Here is a 1,025-nt window from a genome sequence, read left to right as displayed (position 1 = left end):
GACATGAGCGATCTGGCTGCCGCGCGGGCGCGTTACGTCGAGTTGATCGCCAGGCGCGAGCGGATTTCCTCAAAGCGCCTGCTCGACGCGCTTGCCACCGTTCCGCGCGAGGATTTTCTCCCACGGGGACCCTGGCGGATCAAGGACGAGGCGGCGCGCAGCTACCGGCTGACGCCCGACGCCGATCCCGTTCGCCTCTACGACAATGTGCTGGTTGCCATCGACGCACGCCGCAAGCTCGACACCGGCCTGCCGAGCCTGTGGGCGCATTTCATCGACATTCTCGACGTCAAGCAGGGGGACCGCGTCGTCCAGGTCGGCTGCGGCCTCGGCTATTTCTCGGCGGTGCTGTCGATCATGGTCGGTGCAAAGGGCGGGGTCCGTGCGATCGAATTCGATCAGCGGCTCGCGGCCCAGGCGGCAAACTATTTGCGCGGCTACGGCAACGTCACAATCGTCCAAGGCGACGGATGCAAGGACGTGGGCGAGCCCGCCGACGTCATCATCGTGCACGCCGGCTTTTCCCACCCGCATCCGCTCTGGCTGCAATCGCTCCGTCCGCGCGGCCGTCTGCTGGTGCCGCTGACCCAGCGCGACCGCGAAGGCGCCGCCCTCAAGATTACGCGGAGGGCCAAGGGCTTCGAGGCAGAGGCAATCCAGCAGATCCGGATCTTCCCCGGCCGCGGCCGCGGTGTGACCGCCCTCGACGACCGCGTCGCCGACTGGTGGCAGCGCGCCTCCGCCCTGGCACCGATGCGCTTCCGCGCGCTGAAGCGGGGACTGCCGTCGGATGACTAATGCTTCATTCATTTTACCTTGATTGCGAATGGACGTATCCAACGTGCTTCGATGCCGCTATGACTGCGGCTCGACTGCCATCCGAGCGCGCCCATGCATTCCGTTGCCCTGCTGACTGCCAGCTACGCCAAGGATATCGAACGCTTTTCGCTGCTCGCCGAAAGCATCGATACCTGGCTGACGGGGTATACGCGGCATTATGTTCTCGTTAACGATGAGGACGTGCC

General features: G+C 65.1%; 1 protein-coding gene. It reads left to right on the top strand.

The features are described from left to right. Window positions 1-3 precede the first annotated feature (3 nt). Window positions 4-798 carry a methyltransferase gene (locus JHD07_RS12160; protein ID WP_291622315.1) on the top strand — a complete coding sequence of 265 codons (795 nt, stop codon included), beginning with the start codon at window positions 4-6 and terminating at the stop codon, window positions 796-798. The last annotated feature ends 227 nt before the right edge of the window (window positions 799-1,025 follow it).

The sequence above is a fragment of the Bradyrhizobium sp. genome (assembly GCF_016462955.1).
GTDB lineage: Bacteria > Pseudomonadota > Alphaproteobacteria > Rhizobiales > Xanthobacteraceae > Bradyrhizobium.
This window is presented reverse-complemented; position numbering and strand designations above follow the sequence as displayed.